The following is a 19672-nucleotide window of genomic DNA, read 5'->3' as shown; positions in this document are numbered from 1 at the left end:
GCTTGCGCGGCTGCGCGTCTCGGCCTACCTCTGCGCCATGCCGCGCGATGCTTTTTCTCATGTCACCACTTGGGTCTTCGACCTCGACCAGACGCTCTACCCGCCCGAGGCGCGGCTTTTCGACCTGATCGAAGCGCGTATGGTCGATTGGGTGATGCGTGCGATCAAGGTCGACCGCGCCGAGGCCAACCACCTGCGCCAGCATTATTGGCAGACATACGGCACCACGCTGGCCGGCTTGATGCGCGAACACGGCGTCGACCCCGGCCCCTACCTGACCGAGGTGCATGACATTCCGATGGATCGGCTCACCCCCGACCCGCTGCTCGCTCAGGCCATTCGCGTGCTGCCGGGGCGGCGTATCGTCTACACCAACGGCTGCGCTCCCTACGCCGAACGGGTACTTGAGGCCCGCGGCCTTTCAGGGCTTTTCGACGCGGTCTATGGTGTCGAACACGCTGATTTCCTGCCCAAACCCGAAGCCGCCGCCTATGATAAGGTCTTTGGCATCGACGGGTTCCAGACCGCCTACGCCGCCATGTTCGAGGATGATCCGCGCAACCTCGCCGCGCCCCACGCTATGGGGATGCGCACGGTGCATGTGGCCCCGGAACGTGGCGAAGGCGATCACATCCACTACCATACGCAGGATCTTTGCGAATTCTTAACACGGGTGGCGGGCTGATGACCTTCGATTGCGATATTCTGATTTCCGGCGGCGGCATCGCCGGGCTGACTGCGGCGGCGGCTTTTGGCGCGGCGGGCTTCGATATGATCTGCGTCGACCCCACCCCGCCGGTCACCGATGGCGCCGCCAAGGGGGCCGACATGCGCTCCACCGCGTTGCTGCAACCGGCGCGTCTGCTCTTAGAAGACGCCGGACTATGGGACCGCCTCGCCCCCCATGCCGCCCCTTTGCAGATCATGCGGATCGTCGATGCGGGCGGCGAAGACCCGAGCCCCCGCGTCACCCGCGAGTTCGACGCCGCCGATATCTCAGATGCCCCCTTCGGCTGGAACTTCCCAAATTGGCTGCTGCGCCGTGAACTTCTCACCCGCCTAAACGAGCTGCCCAACATCGATTTTCGCCCCGGCACCGGCACCACGACACTTTTCACCCGGCAAAGCGAGGCCCGCGTGGGCCTGAGCGACGGCAGCCGGATCAGAACACGCTTGGTGATCGCCGCCGACGGACGCAACAGCCCGATGCGCGAGGCCGCCGGGATCGAAGTCACCACCCGCCGCTACGGTCAAAAGGCGCTGGCCTTTTGCGTGACCCATCCGATCCCGCATGAGAATGTCTCGACCGAGGTACACCGCTCGGGCGGGCCTTTCACCCTCGTGCCCCTACCCGATCGCGACGGCATGCCCTGTTCCGCCGTGGTCTGGATGGATGATGGCCCCGCAACCCAAGCCCGCGGCACGCTCGACCCCGCCGCTTTCGAGGCCGAGGCGACCGCGCGGTCGGCCAATCTCTTCGGCCCGCTCACCCTCGCCAGCCCCCGCGCCCTCTGGCCCATCATCAGCCAAGAGGCCAAACGTCTTTCTGCCGAACGGCTGGCCCTCGTGGCGGAAGCCGCCCATGTGCTGCCCCCCATCGGGGCACAGGGGTTGAACATGTCGCTGACCGATATGGCGACCCTGCTGGAACTCGCCCGCGCCGCGCCCGAACGCCTCGGCGATGCCGAGATGCTGGAGGCCTATCACAAGGCCCGCCACGCCGATATCGCGCTCAGGGTCCGAGGCATCGACCTGCTGAACCGCGCCAGCCAAGCCAGCAGCCCGCTTGCCCGAGACGCGCGCGCCGCGGGGCTCAACGCGCTTTACGCCCTGCCCCCGGTGCGCAAGATGTTGATGCAAATGGGGCTGGGCCTGCGCCGCTGACCCGCGGCGCAGAGGGTCTTACAGAACCTCGTCCAACACCGCCGTCAGCCGCGCTACAGTCGCGTCGACATCATAGAGCTTGTCCAATCCGAACAGCCCCAGACGGAAGGTGCGGAAATCATCCGGCTCCCCCACCTGCAACGGCACCCCGGCGGCGATCTGCATGCCATGGGCGGCGAAAGCCTTGCCGTTTTGCACATCGGGATCAGCGGTATAGCACACGACCACCCCCGGCGCGGCGAACCCCTCTGCGGCGACTGAGGTTACACCGCGCTCGGCCAAGGCCTGACGCACCGCTTCGCCCAAACGCCACTGCGCCTCTTTCAGCCGGTCGAACCCATAGTCCCGCGTCTCTTTCACCGTATCGCGGAACACGCGCAGCGCGTCCGTCGGCATGGTGGCGTGATAGGCATGACCGCCCGCCTCATAGGCCTTCATGATGTCGCGCCATTTGCGCAGATCGATGGCGAAACTGTCCGACGTGGTCTCATTCAGCCGCGCCGCGGCCCGCGCCGACATCATCACCAAACCGGCCGAGGGCGAGGCGCTCCACCCCTTCTGCGGGGCCGAGATCAGCACATCGACTCCAAGCGCCTTCATATCCACCCAGACACAGCCCGAGGCGATGCAATCCAACACCATCAGCGCGCCCACCTCATGGGCCGCCGTGGCCATTTCCTTGATATAGTCATCCGGCAGGATCATGCCCGAACTCGTCTCCACATGCGGGGCGAACACCACCTGCGGCTTCTGCGCGCGGATCGCGGCGGTGACCTCGTCGATCGGGGCGGGCGCAAAGGGCGCGGGGCTGGCATTGCCCTGCATCCGCGCCTTCATCACCTCGGCACTATTGGTCAGATCGGCACTCTCGATGATCTGGCTCCAGCGGTAAGAGAACCAGCCGTTGCGCACCACCAGCACATCCTGCCCCCGCGCGAACTGCCGCGCCACGGCCTCCATCGCATAGGTGCCGCCACCGGGCACCAGCACCACGGCATCGGCGTTATAGACCTCACCCAGCCAGGTCGAGAGGTCGCGCATGACCTGCTGAAACTCCGCCGACATGTGATTGAGCGACCGGTCGGTAAAGACCACGCTGAATTCATCAAGCCCCGAAGGGTCTACCGTGTTGAGCAATGCCATCGTTCTTCCTCCATCATTCGAAGCAAAGGCATATGGCCCGCCACAGCAAAAGGCAAATGCGGCTAAAGCGGCCCCGGCAGGCGCTCTTCGCTCAACAGCACATTGGCCTCCACCTCCCCCGCGCCGGGCAGGGTCATGATCCGCCGCCTGAGAACACGTTCGAAATCCGGCAGGTCTCGCGCCACGACCCGCAGACGATAGTCGAACAACCCCAAAACATGCTCCACCGTCTGCACCTCGGGAATGGCCGAAACCGCCCGCTCGAAATCCTCCAAACTGACCCGCCCGCGCGTGGCCAGCTTGATGCCAAGAAACACCGTGACGCCAAAGCCCAAAGCCTCGGCATTCAAGCGCAACCGCCGCCCGGCAATCGCGCCGCCCTCCTCCAGCCGTTTGATCCGCCGCCATGTCGCAGGCTGCGACAGACCAAACCGCCGCCCCAAGGCACTGGCACTTTGATTGGCGTCCCGTGCCAGCGCCCGCAGCAGGGCGCGGTCAATGTCATCAAGCTCGATCACAGCGGCAGCCCCTCCTGCGTCTTGATCCGCGCGACATGCATCAGCGCCTCGATCTCAGCGATATGCGGCAGGGTCAGGATGCGACTGCGATAAATCTGCTGATAATGCCCCATGTCCCGCGCAATGATCGAAAGCCGCAGATCAACCCGCCCCAAAAAGGTCTGCAACTCGATCACCTCAGGCACCTGTCGCGCCTCGGCCATGAAGACATCAAAAGCATTCGCCTGCGTCTTGTCCAAGGTCACCCGCAAGGACACCTCCAAAGCATAGCCAAGCGCCGCCCAATCAATCACCACCCCGCTGCCCTGCACGATCCCCTGATCTTGCAGCCGCGCAATCCGCCGCGCCGCTTTGCCGGAGGTGATATTGCACCGCTCCGCCAACTCCCCGGGGCTGAGACTCGGCTCCGCCTGCCAATAGCGCAGAATACGGCGATCCAGATCATCAAGCATGATTTTTCCGTTTTATAGCGATACCACGAATAACTATCTTCATCCTTTCACAAATACCTCTGCGATGACAATGGCTACTGCGCGCGACTTCGCTATGGTGAGACCCAGAACGAGACAAACCAAAGGACAAGATCATGCGCGTTTACTACGACCGCGACTGCGACGTGAACCTCATCAAGGACAAGAAGGTGGCGATCCTCGGCTACGGCTCCCAAGGCCACGCCCACGCGCTGAACCTGCGCGATTCCGGTGCCAAGAACCTCGTCGTCGCCCTGCGCGAAGGCTCCGCTTCCGCCGCCAAGGCCGAGGGCGAAGGCCTCAAGGTCATGGGCATCGCCGAAGCCGCCGCTTGGGCCGACCTGATCATGTTCACCATGCCCGATGAACTTCAGGCTGAAACTTACAAGAAATACGTGCATGACAACATCCGCGAGGGTGCCGCCATTGCCTTCGCCCACGGTCTGAACGTCCACTTCGGCCTGATCGAGCCGAAAGAAGGCGTCGACGTGATCATGATGGCCCCCAAAGGCCCCGGCCACACCGTGCGCGGCGAATACACCAAAGGCGGCGGCGTGCCCTGCCTCGTGGCCGTCGACAAAGACGCCTCCGGCAAGGCGCTGGAAATCGGCCTCTCCTACTGCTCCGCCATCGGCGGTGGCCGCTCTGGCATCATCGAGACCAACTTCCGCGAGGAATGTGAAACCGACCTCTTCGGCGAGCAGGCCGTGCTCTGCGGCGGTCTGGTTGAACTGATCCGCATGGGCTTCGAGACGCTGGTCGAAGCCGGCTACGCCCCTGAGATGGCCTATTTCGAATGTCTGCACGAAGTGAAGCTGATCGTCGACCTGATCTATGAAGGCGGCATCGCCAACATGAACTACTCGATCTCCAATACGGCGGAATACGGCGAATATGTCTCCGGGCCTCGCATCCTGCCTTACGACGAGACCAAGAAGCGCATGAAAGACGTGCTGACCGACATCCAGAACGGCAAATTCGTGCGTGACTTCATGCAGGAAAACGCCGTGGGCCAGCCCTCGTTCAAAGCGACCCGTCGCATCAACGACGAGCACCGCATCGAACAGGTCGGCGAAAAGCTGCGTGAGATGATGCCGTGGATTTCCGCAGGCAAGATGGTGGACAAGGCCAAGAACTGAGCCAAATCTCCCCAGAGATAAGACGACATCGACCCCGGCCTCGCGCCGGGGTCTTTGCCTTTACGCCGGAGCCCCGATGAACACCACGCCTCAAATCACGCTGACAAGCTGGCTGCTGATCGCCCTTTTAGGGTTTGTTTGGGGGGGCACCTTTCTTTTTACCGAAGTGGCGCTCACCGGGATCACGCCCTTCTGGCTCGCCGCCTCGCGGATCGGGTTGGCGGCGGTGGTGATGCTGGCGCTCTGGGCCCTGCGGGGGTTCGCGCTCTTCACCGCGCGCCCCTCGGCCTCCGACATCCTCGTGCTGGTGACCATCGGCATCATCAGCTCGGCCCTGCCCTTTTCGCTGCTCGCATGGGGGCAGCAATATGTGACCTCGGGCTTTGCCGGGGTGACCATGGCTTCTGTCGCACTGATCGTCCTACCCATGGCCCATTTCCTGCTGCCGGGAGAGCGCATGACCCCGCGCAAGGTCGGCGGCTTTGTCATCGGTTTTGTCGGCGTCGTCGTGTTGATCGGCGGGCAGGCGTTTGAAAGCACCGGCGCTGCGATGGAAACGGCGGGGCGGATGGCCTGCGTCGCCGCGGCCTCTTGCTATGCCGTCAGCTCGGTCCTCATGCGCCGGCTGCCTTCTGTGGATCCAATTGGGCTGGGGACGGTGCTGATGCTGATCGGTGCCGTGGTCATGCTGCCCGCCGCCTTCCTCAGCGAGGGCCCGCCGCCCCTGCCCACGCCCAAGATACTGGCCGTGCTGGCCTTTCTCGGCCTCATCCCCACCGCAGGCGCGGCGTTTTTGCGGGTCTATGTGGTGCGCACCGCGGGCCCGGTCTTCATGTCACTGGTGAATTACCAAGTGCCAGTCTGGTCGGTCCTGCTGGGCGCGCTGGTGCTGTCAGAGCCGCTGCCGATGTCGCTGCTTTACGCGATGGCGCTGATCCTTGCGGGGGTCGGGCTCAGCCAATACGACGCGCTGAAACGGTTGTTCCAGCGCGGGTAGAACAGCTTAGCTGCCCACCGCCGTATTCACCGCCTCGACCACGCTGTCGACGGCACGCTCCATCAGTGCCGCGTCCTCATGTTCGGCCATGACGCGCACCAAGGGTTCCGTGCCCGATTTGCGGATCAACAGCCGCCCACCCTGCGCCAGATCGGCCTCTGCCTGCGCAATGGCGGCTTTGACCTGCGCGTCTTCCAGCGGGGCCTGCCCGGCGGAGAAGCGCACATTTTTCAGCAGCTGCGGCACCGGGTCGAATTGGTAAAGCAGTTCCGAAGCAGGCTTGCCCGAGCGGACCATCTCGGCCAGAAACTGCATCCCAGCCATCAGCCCGTCGCCCGTGGTCGCATAGTCGGTCATCACGATATGGCCCGACTGCTCCCCCCCGAGGTTGAAGCCCCCTTCGCGCATCCGCTCCACCACATAGCGGTCGCCGACTCCGGTCCGCTCCAGCCGCACACCACGGTCGTTCAGGAAACGCTCCAGCCCCAGATTGCTCATCACCGTGGCGACAAGCGCCTTGCCCGCAAGACGCTCCTCTTCGGCCCAACGCGCGGCCATCAGCGCCATGAACTGATCGCCGTCGCCGATGCGGCCATTCTGATCGATCAGGATCACCCGGTCAGCGTCGCCATCAAGGCAGATGCCCACATCGGCACCATTGGCCACCACGGCCTCCGCCGCCGATTGCGGCTGGGTGGAACCGCAGCCGTCGTTGATGTTGAACCCGTTCGGGTCCACGCCCACGGGGATCACATTCGCGCCCAATTCCCACAGCGCCATCGGCGCCACATGGTAGGCCGCGCCATGGGCGCAGTCGATCACCACCTTGAGCCCATCAAGACGCATCTGCCGCGGGAAAGAGGATTTCACCCGTTCGATATAGCGAAAGCGGCTGTCGTCGATCCGCTTGGCCCGGCCAATCTGATCCGGCGCCGATGGCTCAACCCCTTCGGCGACCAGCGCCTCGATTTCCTGCTCAACCTGATCGGAGAGTTTGAACCCATCCGGGCCGAAGAACTTAATGCCATTGTCGCTGGCCGGGTTGTGGCTGGCCGAGATCATCACCCCCAGATCGGCCCGCATGGAACGCGTCAAAAGCCCCACCGCTGGTGTCGGCACCGGCCCCAGCAGCAACACGTTCATGCCAGTGCTGGTGAGGCCCGCAGTCAGCGCGTTTTCGAACATATAGCCTGACAGGCGCGTGTCTTTGCCGATGACCACACGGTGCACGCCGCTTTTCTCACGCCGGAAATAGCGCCCGACGGCGGCACCGATACGCAGCGCCATGTCGGCGGTCATGGGGTGAATATTGGCGGTGCCCCGCACGCCGTCTGTACCAAAAAGCTTTGTCATATCTATTTTCCTGCCAGTGCCGAACGATAAAGTAAAATGGATTGAATGGTTTGCGCCACATCGTGAACGCGTAAGACTTGGACCCCGTGGTTCAGTGCCGCCAGGGCCACCGCGATGGAGCCGGGCGCGCGGTCTTCCCCCGCCGCGCCGCCGCCGATCGTGCCGATGAAACGTTTACGCGACGCGCCGAGCAAGATCGGCACCCCGAGGCTGTGGAACAGGCTCAGCCGCGCGAGTAGCGCAAGGTTGTGTTCCAGCGTCTTGCCAAAGCCGATGCCCGGATCGGCGATGATATTCGCGCGCGGGATGCCCTGCGCCTCAAGCGCCGCGATCCGCTCGGCCAGATATTCATAGACGTCGAGCAGCACGTCATCATAGCGCGGGTCGCGCTGCATCGTGGCCGGGTCGCCTTGGGCGTGCATCACACAGACCGGCAGCCCCCGCGCCGCGCAAAAGGGCGCAAGCGCCGGGTCAAAGGTCAGCCCTGCCACGTCATTGACCAGATCCGCCCCTGCCGCCACGGCGGCTTCGGCCACGGCGGCCTTGCGGGTGTCGATGCTGATCGCCCCCTCCCCGGCCGCCCGCAGCCCTTCGATTACAGGCCGGACACGCGCGATTTCCGCGTCTTCCGGCACCGTCTCGGCGCCCGGGCGGGTGGATTCCCCGCCGATGTCGAGTATATCGACTCCCGCCGCCAGCATCGCCACCCCCGCGGCGACCGCGACCTGCGGATCGGCATGGCGGCCCCCGTCGGAGAAACTGTCAGGCGTGGCATTGAGGATGCCCATCACGCGGGGGCGGTCGAAACTTAACCCCGCGATGGCTGGGCGCGGCGCGGTGAGGGCATCGCGCGCGGCGGAGGGGAGCGCATCTGCCGGGATCACGCGCGGCGTCTGCCCCCGCGACAAGAGCTCAACATGGGTGAACCAGCCCCAACCGCCCGCGAGGGTCAGCGCAGCTTCGGGCCGCGCGGGGCCGATCTGAACCAAGGGGCGATGGTACTCGGTCATCAAACGATCTCCGCGCTGTCGACGTCAAGCAGGCGCATAGGCAGCGCCGTGCCCTCGGGCTGGTCTGCGCCGATCAGCACTAATTCGCAGGCCGATGAACTCTCCGCGAACCAAGCGGCTAGGGCGGGTGCCGCGCTTGGCGGGGCCGTGGGGCCGTCCACCGCGTCGAGCACGATCCGCGCAGGCGCCCAGATGCTGATCTGGCCGTTCTTCATCGCCCAGTCCAACTCCGTCCGGCTGCCGACCACCGCGCCCCGCGGATCGCGGGTTGAAAGCAACCAAGCGTTCTGTTCGATGGCTAAGAGGTCAATGTGGCGCTGCGCTTTCTCATCCTCGGCCTGTGGCAAAGGGGTGTCGGGGGGGCCGACACAGAGGATTACCGGCTCCGCAGCGGCTTTCAATTGGTCCAGCCATCCCGGCAAACGCGCTGAAGCAATCGCCGCGTTGGAGAGATAAACCACGCGCGGCTGCGGAGCCTCTTGGCCCGCGTCCTGCGAAGCGGCCTCTTCCCGCGCGCGCACGATCTCAACGCCAAGGGCACCGGGGCCACGGTCGAGCTTTTCGATCCGCACGAAGACCCGCATCGCTTGCGGCTCGATCAGAATACGGTCGGCCACCCGTTCGGCCAGCGTTTCCAAAAGGTTGAGCCGTTCGGCGGCAAGCTCGGCGGCGATGGCTTCGGTCACGCGGTCGTAGGACAGGATACGGTCGACATCGTCGTCCACCACACCCGTCAGGGGGGCCACCTCGACCACCACGTTAAAGCAGACCCGTTGGGTCACGTCCCGCTCGGCCTGAAAGGCACCGATCTCAACCTCGACGATATGATCGCGCAGTGAGATACGATCACGCGGCTCGGGGCCAGCCATCGTCTCTGCCCGCTCGGAAGGGTGGGCAAAGGCAAGTCGAATTTCGTCGTCGGACATCGGCAGCGCCTATCGGATCAGGGTAATGGCCCCACCGGGGCGCTTCGATGCATATTTAGCAGGCCCACCGGCGGCAGGCCAGCACCCGAAGGCACATCCCGCCCCTCAGTTCGAGGCGGTCTTCCATGTGTGGCGATAGAAGAGGTGCTGCCCGATCCGCGCGGTCTTGGTATAGACCCGCGCCCAATTGGGGTTCACGGCAGTGGTGTGATAGTGGGTCGCGCCATTGGTCAGCTTCGGCGCGCTGCCGTCGATGATCGCACGCGCGACTTTCGAGACACGGGCAAAAGCGCGCGGCTCATTGATGACCTCTTTGTGGCCGTCGCAGGTGTAGGTGAACTGGCACTGATACTTGCGCCCGGTCCCTTGGTTGATCACGCCGCAAAGCGTACCGGGGAAACGGGCGGATTTCACCCGGTTCATGATCACTTCGGCCACGGCGAACTGGCCCTTGACCGTCTCACCGCGCGCCTCGAAATAGAGCGCTTCGGCAAGGCACTGCAACTCAGCGTTGCCTTCGGCCTTGGGCTGGCTGTCGATCCAAGCCGTGGAGAATTTCACATCTGTCTCGCTGGCCGACACGGGCTGTGCGACCATCTCCTGAAGCCGCGCCGCACCGGCGGACTTCAGACCTTGAATTTCAATCTGCGCAAGATCGCTCGCGCTTTCGGAGCTGGCCTGAACCGCCAGCGGGCTGCTGCACAGCACCATGGAAAGAGCAAAAGAGATCGACCGGATAAAACGCATTATGCGCCTCGCATCATTGTTAGGGCTGCGGGGCGGATAGCCAAAAGGTTCCCGGCGGTAAACCCAACCAGACGTTATGTGCAGAAACTCGCCGAATTATGGTATAAATTGGGCTGGCGCCCGCCGCCCCTACCCGATCTTGTGGGCAATGGCGAGTTGGGCGGCGGCCAAACGCGCGACTGGTACGCGAAATGGCGAGCAGGAAACATAATCGAACCCCGATTCGCGGCAAAACGCGATGGATTCGGGGTTGCCACCATGCTCCCCACAGATGGAAAGGGTGATTCCGGGCTGGGCTTTGCGCCCCCGTGCCGCGCCAAGTTGCAGCAATTCGCCGACCCCATCGGTGTCGAGCACATGGAAGGGATCCTCTGGATAGACCCCCTGCTGGACGTAGTTCGACATGAAGCGCCCCGCATCGTCGCGCGAGAGGCCATAGGTCATCTGCGTCAGGTCGTTGGTCCCGAAGCTGAGGAAGGCGCAGTGCGGCGCGATATCATCGGCGCGCAGACAGGCGCGCGGGGTCTCCACCATGACGCCAAGGCGGTAGGTAAAGCTCGCGTCGCGTTCACTGCGCACAGCGGCGGCCACGGCATCGACGCTAGCTTTAACCAATTCCACCTCGCGCCGGGCGCTGACCAGCGGAATCATAATCTCGGGCACCACCGGCTCGCCATCGCGACTGGCTTCGATCGTCGCCTCAAAAATCGCGCGGGCCTGCATCTCGTAGATCTCGGGCACCGTGACCCCTAAGCGCACGCCGCGCAGGCCAAGCATCGGGTTATACTCCGTCATCGCCGCCACGCGGCGCGTCACGTCGGACATCTGAAGGCCAAGCGCCTCGGCCAATTCGCGCTGCCCGGCTTTGTCGGAAGGCAGGAATTCATGCAGCGGCGGGTCGAACAGGCGGATGCAGACCGGCTGACCCTGCATGATGCGGAAAAGCTGGGTGAAATCCTCGCGCTGCATGGGCAGCAGACGTTCCAGCACGGCGCGACGGTCTTCACCGCTTTCGGCAAAGATCATCTCGCGCATCACGGTGAGGCGGCCCGGCTCGAAGAACATATGCTCGGTCCGGCACAGGCCGATGCCATGGGCATTGAAGTTGCGCGCGGTCTGGGCGTCGGTCGGCGTGTCGGCATTGGCGCGAATGCCGATATCGGCCACGTCCTCGGCCCAGCCCATCAGCCGGTTAAAGGTATCGTCGAGCGCGGCCTCCTGCATCTTGGCCGCCCCCGCCAGCACCTGCCCGGTGGAGCCATCGACGGTAACTTGATCGCCTTCGACAAAGACCCGCCCGTCGGGGGCGATGATCTGCCGTTGGGTCACCACAAAGCGCATGTTCGAGGCACCAACCACGCAAGGCAGCCCCATGCCGCGCCCGATCACCGCCGCATGGCTGGTGATGCCGCCGCGTTCAGTCAGCACGGCGGCGGCGGCATGCATGCCGCGAATATCCTCGGGCGAAGTCTCACGCCGGACGAGGATGCAAGGCTCCCCCCGCGCGGCGCTGGCCTGCGCGTCGCTGGCGGAAAAGACGATCCGCCCGGTGGCCGCGCCGGGGCTGGCGGCGATGCCGCGGCCGATCACGTCACGCTTGGCGCTCGGGTCGACTTGGCGGTGCAGCAGTTCCGACAGCGTGCGCGGCTGCACCCGCATGAGCGCTTCCTCGCGGCTGATGATCCCCTCGTCGGCCAGCGCCACGGCAATGCGCACGGCAGCCCGGGAGGAACGCGCGACCTTTACACCGTCCAAGATATGCAGCTTGCCCTGATCGATCACGAATTCGACCTGCATCTCGGCCCGCAGCCTCTTGCGCATCAGCGCCGCGTGATCCTTCAACTCGGCAAAGGCTTCGGGCACCAATTCTTCAAGCGATGGCCCGCGCGGATCGCGGGTGAGATACATCGCCGCCGCATCGCCTTCGAGCGCATCGCGCCCTTGGCTCTGGCTCAGATAGCGCCCGGTGATCTGCGGCAGGCCGGTGTCGCTGTCGACCAGTTGCAACACGCCCGAGCCGCATTGCCCCTGCCCCACGCCAAAGGCCATCTCTTGCACCACCAGCCCCAGCCCCGCATCCGCAGGCGCGCCCTTGGCCTGCCGCAGCAGCCGCGCCGAGGTGCCGTTCCACGCCCGCGCCATGGAGCGCAGCACGGCGGCCAGTTGCGTTGCCGGGTCTTGGGGGAAACGCTCTTCGGTCTCGGCCTCATAGGCGCGCAGGGATTCCATCAGCGCCGCGCGGCCATCGCCGTTCACATCGTCGAACATATCCGGGTCGAGACGGGCCACATTGACCGCGTAGGACTGCACGAAACGCGAATAAAGCGCCGCCGCTGGCCCTTCGCCGATGGTGCCAGCATAGCTTTCAAACAGCGCGTCGTTGATCCCGATGTTCAGCACCGCCCCCGGCCCGCCCCAATCGGGGTCTTGGCTGGAGGGCCGCACGCAAAGCAGCGCACCCTTCGGGAACTGATCGACCACCGCCTGCACGTCGGGCATCTGGCCCCGCGCGATCTGCTGCACCGCGTCAAAGGACAGCGCAATGGTGCGCGGCACCGGCAGGTCGAGCCGCACGAGACGTTGCAAACATTTGGCCCGCCCGCCGTGGGTGGTATTGGCAATCGGCGCGGTGGGGGTCACCAGCGTGGTATGGGGATCGTTCTGCACTGCGGCACCTTAATCGTTCCGGTGCAGCATAGGGGTTGAGGCAGAAGGGGCAAGGGATCTCGCCCCCTCTGGGTCAGCCGTCCAGTTTGGTCAAGTCCGCCACGGCGCTACAGATCGTGCGGATGCGGCTCAGCAGATTAAGCCGGTTGCGCCGCACCGTGGGGTTCTCGGCGTTGACCTGCACCGCCTCAAAGAAGGCGTCGATCGGCTCGCGCAATTCGGCCATGGCCGCCATCGCGGTCGAGAAATCCTGCGCCGCCATCGCCGGGGTGATCTTGGCCTCGGCCTTGTCGAGTGCGGCGAAGAGGTCTTTCTCGGCCTCCGTCTCGGCAAACTTCGGATCGGCGCCAAAGGAGTATTCCACGCCATCGACTTCTTCGGCTTGGCTGAGGATGTTGTTGGCCCGTTTGAAGCCTTGGATCAGGTTCTCGCCGTCGTCGGTTTTCAGCGTTTCCGACAGGGCGCGGGCGCGTTTGACCAAGAGGGTCAGGTCGTCGCTGCCGTCCATAGCGATGCAGGCGTCGATGATGTCGTGACGGATGCCTTGGTCGCGGAGGTAGACTTTGAGGCGGTCGTGGATGAAGGAGAGGAGATGAGAAGAATTTATATCAAGTTGCGGTAATGAGCCCGCCCCGTTAGACCAGATTACCTTTTCAGAGTTCAACCTTTCAGCAATTTGCTCTCTGGATGGAGGAGGCACTGTACCTTGAATGAGTTCTATGCCCTTGTTCGATATGTCGACTAGCGCCCGATGTGCGACAACCATTTCTAAGGTTGTATCCAAAATACAGCGTTGAAATAAGGGAGCCAAGTTGGTGGAGACATCATTCTCAATCAATATCCGAATAACCCCCAACGCTGCACGGCGCAGCGCGAAGGGGTCCTTGCTTCCGGTCGGTTTCTCATCAATCGCCCAGAAGCCGGTGAGTTTGTCGATCTTCTCGGCCAGTGCCACGGCGATGGAAACCGGCGCGGTCGGCACGTCATCGGATGGCCCAAGCGGTGCATAGTGGTCCTTGGCCGCATCGGCCACGGCATCCGACATCCCCGCCCTGCGTGCGTAATAGCTGCCCATCAGGCCCTGCAACTCGGGGAATTCGTAGACCATCTCGGAGCTGAGATCGGCCTTAGCGACGCGAGCAGCCTTCTCGGCCTCGTCAGCGTCCGCGCCAACCAGCGGCGCCAATTCGCGCGAGAGGGTCGCCATGCGGTCGATCAACTCGGCCTGCGTGCCGAGTTTGTTGTGAAAGGTCACGTTTTCCAGCGCCTTGACCCAAGTCTCCATGCCCGCGCCGGAGGTGACGGTGCGCAGATCGTTGTCCCAGAAGAATTTGGCATCCGAGAGCCGCGCGCCCAGCACCTTTTCGTTCCCGGCGAGGATCGTTGCGCCCTCGTCGGCGGTGGTACGGTTGGCGACGGTGACGAACCGCTCGATCTGCCCCGACTTCGGATTGCGGACCGAGAAGAACTTCTGATGCTCTTTCATGGAGGTTTGCAGCACTTCCGGCGGCAGGCCGAGGAAATCCTCGCCGATGCGGCCCATCAGCACGACGGGGTATTCCACGAGGCCCGCGACTTCGGCCAGAAGCCCTGCGTCCTCAACCACTTCCAGCCCGGCGGCGAAGGCGAGATTGGTGGCGTCATGCCAAATCGTATCGGCCCGCGCGGCGGGGTCGAGCACGACGAAGGCGCGGCTGAGCTTGTCCTGATAATCCTCGAAACCCGCGACTTCGATCTCGTCGGGGGCGAGGAAACGGTGCCCGCGCGTGGTGTTCCCGGCGGTGATCCCGTCGATGGTCAGCGGCACCACCTCGGCCCCGGCCTCGTCGCTGATGACGCAGAGGATGGAATGGAGCGGGCGGACCCATTTCAGGCTACCACTGCCCCACCGCATGGACTTGGGCCAAGGGAAGTTGCGGATGGTCTGCTCCAGCACCTCGGCCACGATCTCGGCGGCGGGGCGGCCCGGTTTCTCGATCTTGGCAAAAAGCACCTTGCCCTTGGGTGTGTCGCGCTCCTCAAGCTGGTCGCGCGTCAGACCCGCGCCGCGCAGGAAACCTTCGATGGCTTTCTCGGGCGCGTCGGCCTTGGGGCCCTTGCGCTCTTCCACCTGCCGGGGGCTGGCGGCGAGCATGTCGCGAAGCGCCAGCGTCAGGCGGCGCGGGGTGGTGAAGACGGCAGCGGAGCCATAGGTCAGACCGGCCTCGACCAGACCGTTGGTCACCAGCTTTTGCAGGTCTTCGCCCGCGCGTTTCTGCATCCGCGCGGGGATTTCTTCGGAAAAAAGTTCAATCAGCAGATCTGGCACGGGCGGCCCCCAATTCTTGCCGCGACGGCGGCGTCTCATCGGGGGCTTGGATAACGAGTGCTAGGCGGAGGGTCTAGCCCCCCGCCCCGCGTTTAATCCAACAAGGTGCGGATATCCGGGTCGGAGAATTTCGGCACCACGCGATAGCCCGCCTCGACGAAGTTATAGACAGCGAAACCGATCAGCCCCAGCCCGGCCCCGCCCAGAAGGAAGCGCCCAAAGGCCATGCCGCGCAGGTCTTGCAGCGCCTCGCCCAGACCGCCCGCCTGTTCGGGGTTGGCCGTGAGCGCCGCATAGCCCAGCGAAAAGGCGACGAGCGCGAGAATGCCGCCATAGATGACAAGGCCAATCTTCACGATGGGGTCGATGCTTTCGGTGAAATGGGTGCGCGCCAGATGGCCCTTATACTTACCACTCAGCCCTTTGTAGGCGTAGTAAATCCCCGCGCCCAGCAGGATCAGCGCACCGGCGGCCACGATATAGCGCCCGGCAGGCATGGCCATCAGCTTTTGCGTCCAGTCTTGCGCGGAACTGCCGCCGGAGTTCTTGCCGCTCAGCGCCAGAGCGAGAACCGAAACGCCGATACCGCCGTGGATCAGCCCGGTCGTGACCTGCCCAAGCCGCGCGATCAGCCCCTTGGCGTCGGTGCCGTGGTCTTCGACATCCTTCACACCCGCCGCGACCCGCCAGACCAGATAGGCAAGCAGCCCGATGCCGATGGCAAAGAGAGCGGGGATGCCATAGGGCTCATCCCGCAGTGCCGCGAGGGCGTCTTTCGTACCCGAGGCTTGGGTGCGTTTCAGAGCGGCCAAAAGCGCCAGCCCCCCGATGATCGTATAGATCACCCCGCGCGCGCCATAGCCCGCGCGCATCACCCATTTCAGCCCCTCATGTGTTTTCTCTGACATTTTCGCCCCCGTTCTATGTGGGGACAAGCGTTCGGCAGCGTCAAAAGGTTCCGCCGAAAGGGTCCGCGCGCGGGGATAAGATCAGTCGGCGGGGCGTTCCGGGCAGGCCTCGCCCACCACGGTGCCGTCATAGGACTTCTCACCGCAGTCGTTCAGCTCATGCCAGATATAGCCGCGCCCGTCGTCGGTCAGCGCCACGATCCGGTCGACGCCGTAGTGCACGTTTTTGCCGCCGAGGAAGGTCAGCGCGCTGCCCGCTTCGATCTCAGCCGCGATGGCGGGGGCGTCGAAACAATCGAACCAGCCCGGCGCGTTGCGCGGATCGGTGTGGTCGGTCATCTCATAGGTCTCGGTCGCCATGGCGAGCCTGATGTCATGCTCGAAACAGGCGCGGAACCGGATCGGGGAACTGTCGGCGTCGATGGCCTGTAGGTTCTCCGCCGCGATCTCCTCCGGCTCCTCCGTCGTCAAAGAGACGAGTTCAACCTTAGCCTCGGGCACATCGTGATAAAAGCCGTAGATCTGAAGGTAATAGAGCGCCGCACCGGCGATCACTGCGGAGACGAGGATCACGATGCCAACAATCTTGCCGCTCATGCCGCGCTGTCCGCCTCGGGCGTCCAGCCGCCGGCGCGGGTCTGCACGAAGGCATCCGCGCATTGCTTGGCCAGCGCCCGCACCCGCCCGATATAGGCCTGCCGCTCGGTGACCGAGATCACGCCGCGGGCATCCAGCAGGTTAAAGATATGGCTCGCCTTGATGCATTGGTCATAGGCCGGATGCGCCATGACGATGCGCTTGCCGGTCTTTGGGTCTTCGGCGGGCTGTTCGAGGATGAATTTGCAATGCGCCTCGGCCTCGTTGAACTGATCGAGCAGCACCTCGGTATTGGCCGTGTCGAAGTTCCAGCGCGCGAATTCCTCTTCGGTCTGTTTGAACACATCGCCATAGGTCAGCGGGATCGGCGCGTCGGGGCTGTTGAAGGGCATGCCCATGACGTGATCGACACCCAGCACATACATCGCCAGACGCTCCAGCCCGTAGGTCAGCTCGCCCGAAACCGGGTGGCAGTCATGGCCGCCGACCTGCTGGAAATAGGTGAACTGCGACACCTCCATCCCGTCGCACCAGACTTCCCAACCCAGCCCCCAAGCGCCGAGCGTCGGGCTTTCCCAATCGTCTTCGACAAAGCGGATGTCGTGCAGCGCCATGTCGATGCCGATGGCTTCGAGCGAGCCGAGGTACAGGTCTTGCAGATTGGGGGGGCTGGGTTTGATCAGCACTTGATACTGGTAGTAATGCTGCAAACGGTTCGGGTTCTCACCATAGCGCCCGTCGGTGGGGCGGCGCGAGGGCTGAACATAGGCCGCGGCCCAAGGCTGGGTGCCAAGGCTGCGCAGCGTGGTGGCCGGGTGAAAGGTGCCCGCCCCCACTTCCATGTCGTAGGGTTGCAGCACCGCGCAGCCCTGCCGCGCCCAATAGCTCTGCAAAGCAAGGATGATCTCTTGGAAAGAGCGTGGTTTCTGCGCTGCGTCAGACATGGTGATTGCCCCTTAATGATGCGCGCCTTTCCTACGTCTGCAAACCATGGGGGTCAATCACAGCTTTATCAGAATTTCGCCCCCTTTGGCATGGCATTCGCGCCGCTTTCCGGCGTAATCTGGCTCGGATTTGGTTTTGCGAGAGTTGAGTGACGATGAAGCGAATTCTACGTGCCCCCGTGGCGATCTTCTTGGCCCTGAGCCTGACCTGGGCGGGCCTTGCGCGGGCGCAATCGGCAGAGGATGTCGTTTGGGTTCAGATCGAGGCGCAGCCGTCCTTGGCCGAGGCCACGGACCGGGCGCGCGCCTATGAGACCCTGTTGGATGACGTGAATGGCTTTGCCTTGGGCGGCGGTTGGTATGGTATCGCCGTGGGCCCCTACCGGCGCGAGGATGCGGAACTGGTGCTGCGCAGCTATGTGCGCGACGGTCTGGTGCCGCGCGACAGCTTCATCCAGCAATCCAGCCGGTTCCAGCAGCAGTTCTGGCCCGTGGGTGACAACGTTCTGGAAACCGGTGTGATCGACGCCCCCGTGGGCGTGGATGGCGTTGCGCCAGAGGAAGCCGCCGCAGGCAGCAGCACCCCCGATGTCACGACAACCCCGCTTGATCCCACAGGGACGGAGGGTGAAACCGAAGCCGCAGAGGCCGAGACCGCCCCGGCCCCCACCCCGCCCGAACCAGATGAGACCCCTGCAGAGGCGCGCCGCTCGGAACGCGCCCTTTCGGCGCAAGAGCGCAAGGACCTGCAAATCGCCCTGCAATGGGCAGGCTTTTATGATGCCGCGATTGACGGTGCCTTTGGCCGTGGCACCCGGGCCTCCATGCGCGCGTGGCAGGGCGCCAACAGCTATGAGCAGACCGGCGTGCTGACCACCCGCCAGCGGGCGGCTCTGATGGCGCAGTATAACGCCGTACTGGACGGGCTGGGCCTGCAAATGGTGCGCGACGAGAAGGCCGGGATCGAAATCATGATGCCCACCGCCGAGGTCGACTTCGCCCGCTATGAGCCGCCCTTTGCCCATTACGACAGCAGCGGCAACATCGGCGCGCGGGTGTTGTTGATCAGCCAGCCGGGCAATCAAGATACGCTCTATGGCCTGTACGACATCATGCAAACGCTTGAGATCGTCCCCTTGGATGGCCCGCGCGAGCGCAAGCGCAATTCTTTTGAGCTGATCGGCGAGAACGGCAGCATCATCAGCCAGACGCAGGTCTCGCTGGAGAACGGTCAGATCAAGGGCTTCACCCTGATCTGGCCCGCCGGGGACGAAGACCGCCGCCGCCGCGTGGTGGCCGAGATGTCGAAAAGCCTCACGCGTCTGCCCGGCGTGCTTGACGCTGCCGCAGGCAACAGCGACGCGCAGGCGATTGATCTGGTCGCCGGTCTGCAAATCCGCCAGCCCAAGATCGCCCGCAGCGGCTTTTTCATCGATGGCAATGGCGCAGTGGTCACCACCAGCGAAGTCGTGGCCTCTTGCGGGCGGGTGACGCTGGACGCCGATACCGATGCCACGGTGGTCGCCACCGATGAGGCGCGCGGCCTTGCCCTGCTCAAGCCCGAAAGCCGCCTCGCCCCGCTGGCGGTGGCCGAGTTCAGCAACGCGGCCCCGCGCCTGCAATCGGAAATCTCCGTCGCGGGCTACTCCTACGAGGGCGTGCTGAGCGCGGCGACCCTGACCTTTGGCGCGCTGTCGGACCTCAAGGGGCTGAACGGAGATGAGACCCTCAAGCGCCTGTCGGTCAAGGCCCAGCCCGGCGATGCCGGGGGTCCGGTCTTTGACGAGAATGGCCACGTCGTGGGCATGTTGCTGCCCCAGACGGAAGCGGACCGCAAACTGCCCGAAGACGTGAGCTTTGCCCTTGATGGTGATGTGATCCTCAAGGCAGCGCAGGATGCCGGGCTGGGCAGCAAACAGGCGCAGGGGGCCACAGGCCCGATCGCGCCGCGCGACCTGACCCTGCGCGCGCAGGGCATGACCGTCTTGGTCAGCTGCTGGGAATAACGCGGGGGGCTCAGCCCCAAGCGACAAAGACGAAGGGCGGCGCCATCGGCGCCGC

Annotated in this window: 17 protein-coding genes; 5 read left to right on the top strand and 12 right to left on the bottom strand. The window is 64.2% G+C overall.

All coding sequences use genetic code 11. The features are described 5' to 3' along the window. Positions 1-37: 37 nt before the first annotated feature. Both ACGYLX_RS02860 and ACGYLX_RS02855 read left to right on the top strand, forming a co-directional pair. The gene (locus tag ACGYLX_RS02860; protein WP_168612035.1) at positions 38-685 is read left to right on the top strand and encodes a pyrimidine 5'-nucleotidase; all 648 of its coding nucleotides are present in this window, start codon (positions 38-40) and stop codon (positions 683-685) included. After that, a complete protein-coding gene (locus tag ACGYLX_RS02855) occupies positions 685-1884 on the top strand; it encodes a UbiH/UbiF family hydroxylase (protein WP_168611972.1) in 1200 nt (399 codons plus the stop codon). The genes ACGYLX_RS02860 and ACGYLX_RS02855 overlap by 1 nt, the downstream gene beginning before the upstream one ends. A gap of 18 nt (positions 1885-1902) precedes the next feature. Here ACGYLX_RS02855 and ACGYLX_RS02850 read toward each other — a convergent pair whose 3' ends face one another. The 3 genes from ACGYLX_RS02850 to ACGYLX_RS02840 all read right to left on the bottom strand — a co-directional run bounded on the left by ACGYLX_RS02850 (position 1903) and on the right by ACGYLX_RS02840 (position 3997). Further along, positions 1903-3027, bottom strand: a complete 1125-nt coding sequence (locus tag ACGYLX_RS02850) for an aminotransferase class V-fold PLP-dependent enzyme (RefSeq protein WP_168611971.1) — start codon at positions 3025-3027, stop codon at positions 1903-1905. Between the two features lie 62 nt (positions 3028-3089). Beyond that, entirely contained in the window at positions 3090-3545 is a 456-nt protein-coding gene (locus tag ACGYLX_RS02845) for an Lrp/AsnC family transcriptional regulator (protein WP_168611970.1), read from the bottom strand. Further along, positions 3542-3997 carry an Lrp/AsnC family transcriptional regulator gene (locus tag ACGYLX_RS02840; protein WP_168611969.1) on the bottom strand — a complete coding sequence of 152 codons (456 nt, stop codon included), beginning with the start codon at positions 3995-3997 and terminating at the stop codon, positions 3542-3544. The genes ACGYLX_RS02845 and ACGYLX_RS02840 overlap by 4 nt, the downstream gene beginning before the upstream one ends. Before the next feature lie 134 nt (positions 3998-4131). Between ACGYLX_RS02840 and ilvC the strand changes: the two genes are divergently transcribed. Together ilvC and ACGYLX_RS02830 are read left to right on the top strand one after the other, a co-directional pair. Further along, a complete protein-coding gene (ilvC, locus tag ACGYLX_RS02835; RefSeq protein WP_168611968.1) occupies positions 4132-5154 on the top strand; it encodes a ketol-acid reductoisomerase in 1023 nt (340 codons plus the stop codon). A 76-nt stretch (positions 5155-5230) separates the two neighbouring features. Next, positions 5231-6151 carry a DMT family transporter gene (locus ACGYLX_RS02830; RefSeq protein WP_168611967.1) on the top strand — a complete coding sequence of 307 codons (921 nt, stop codon included), beginning with the start codon at positions 5231-5233 and terminating at the stop codon, positions 6149-6151. Between the two features lie 6 nt (positions 6152-6157). On the opposite strand, the gene glmM is transcribed toward ACGYLX_RS02830, so the two are convergent. From glmM to ACGYLX_RS02785, 9 genes are all read right to left on the bottom strand, one after another. Continuing rightward, the gene (gene glmM / locus ACGYLX_RS02825; RefSeq protein WP_168611966.1) at positions 6158-7504 is read right to left on the bottom strand and encodes a phosphoglucosamine mutase; all 1347 of its coding nucleotides are present in this window, start codon (positions 7502-7504) and stop codon (positions 6158-6160) included. 2 nt (positions 7505-7506) lie between these two features. Then, positions 7507-8514, bottom strand: a complete 1008-nt coding sequence (gene folP / locus ACGYLX_RS02820; protein WP_168611965.1) for a dihydropteroate synthase — start codon at positions 8512-8514, stop codon at positions 7507-7509. Then, positions 8514-9440: a dihydroneopterin aldolase gene (locus ACGYLX_RS02815; protein ID WP_168611964.1), complete on the bottom strand. Its 927-nt coding sequence runs from the start codon at positions 9438-9440 to the stop codon at positions 8514-8516. The genes folP and ACGYLX_RS02815 overlap by 1 nt, the downstream gene beginning before the upstream one ends. 105 nt (positions 9441-9545) lie before the next feature. Beyond that, positions 9546-10187 (bottom strand): cell wall hydrolase, encoded by a 642-nt coding sequence (locus ACGYLX_RS02810; protein ID WP_168611963.1) that lies wholly within the window; start codon positions 10185-10187, stop codon positions 9546-9548. Between the two features lie 129 nt (positions 10188-10316). Beyond that, entirely contained in the window at positions 10317-12854 is a 2538-nt protein-coding gene (locus ACGYLX_RS02805; protein WP_168611962.1) for a pyruvate, phosphate dikinase, read from the bottom strand. A gap of 73 nt (positions 12855-12927) precedes the next feature. Further along, on the bottom strand, positions 12928-15162 hold the full coding sequence (gene glyS / locus ACGYLX_RS02800) for a glycine--tRNA ligase subunit beta (protein WP_168611961.1): 2235 nt from the start codon (positions 15160-15162) through the stop codon (positions 12928-12930). Positions 15163-15254: 92 nt separating this feature from the next. Next, on the bottom strand, positions 15255-16070 hold the full coding sequence (locus ACGYLX_RS02795) for a DUF1206 domain-containing protein (protein WP_394447236.1): 816 nt from the start codon (positions 16068-16070) through the stop codon (positions 15255-15257). A gap of 81 nt (positions 16071-16151) precedes the next feature. Continuing rightward, positions 16152-16667, bottom strand: coding sequence for a DUF6446 family protein (locus ACGYLX_RS02790; RefSeq protein ID WP_168611960.1), 516 nt, complete (start codon positions 16665-16667; stop codon positions 16152-16154). Continuing rightward, on the bottom strand, positions 16664-17611 hold the full coding sequence (locus ACGYLX_RS02785; RefSeq protein WP_168611959.1) for a glycine--tRNA ligase subunit alpha: 948 nt from the start codon (positions 17609-17611) through the stop codon (positions 16664-16666). The genes ACGYLX_RS02790 and ACGYLX_RS02785 overlap by 4 nt, the downstream gene beginning before the upstream one ends. A gap of 155 nt (positions 17612-17766) precedes the next feature. Between ACGYLX_RS02785 and ACGYLX_RS02780 the strand changes: the two genes are divergently transcribed. Further along, on the top strand, positions 17767-19617 hold the full coding sequence (locus tag ACGYLX_RS02780; protein ID WP_168611958.1) for a serine protease: 1851 nt from the start codon (positions 17767-17769) through the stop codon (positions 19615-19617). Positions 19618-19672 lie beyond the last annotated feature (55 nt).

It is taken from the genome of Sulfitobacter sp. 1A13496, from assembly GCF_043557225.1.
In the GTDB taxonomy this organism is placed as follows: domain Bacteria; phylum Pseudomonadota; class Alphaproteobacteria; order Rhodobacterales; family Rhodobacteraceae; genus Sulfitobacter; species Sulfitobacter faviae.
This window is presented reverse-complemented; position numbering and strand designations above follow the sequence as displayed.